The organism is Salinispora mooreana (assembly GCF_000379065.1).
Lineage (GTDB): Bacteria > Actinomycetota > Actinomycetes > Mycobacteriales > Micromonosporaceae > Micromonospora > Micromonospora mooreana.
Window position 1 is genome coordinate 34,341 of sequence record NZ_KB900615.1, and the last position, 363, is coordinate 34,703.

The window sequence follows — 363 nt, forward strand, 5'->3', positions numbered from 1 at the left end:
CGGTGACAGCGCCGGTGAGCAGTAGGGCGAGGCCGGCGGTGTCGTGTCCGGGCAGATCCACACTCGTGCGGTGTGGGCTGGGTAGCTTGCGGGCGGCCCGGCCGGCGCCGGCCGCGGTGGCGTGCCAGCCGGTACGGGCGGCCTGGCCGCACCAGCGGGCCAGGGCGGCAGCGTGGTCGACCTTGGCCTGCTTGGTGGTCTTCTTGGCCATGCGGGTCTCCTTTCCGGGCGCAAAGGGTGTGGTCAGTTCGTGATGGTGAACGGGCCGCCGCGCTGGTCGGGTGGGGTGACCGCGCCGCGGTCCTTGAGCCGGGTCAGCAGGTTGTAGAGCTGGGACTGGTTGACCGGGCAGTCCGGGCGGTC

At 72.7% G+C, this 363-nt stretch carries 1 protein-coding gene; it reads right to left on the reverse strand.

Going from position 1 to position 363, the window contains the following annotated elements; all coding sequences use genetic code 11:
- Positions 1 to 211, reverse strand: a 211-nt coding sequence (locus SALPAC6_RS31440; protein ID WP_033774671.1) for a hypothetical protein, incomplete at its 3' end; no start/stop codon positions are given.
- Positions 212 to 363: the final 152 nt, after the last annotated feature.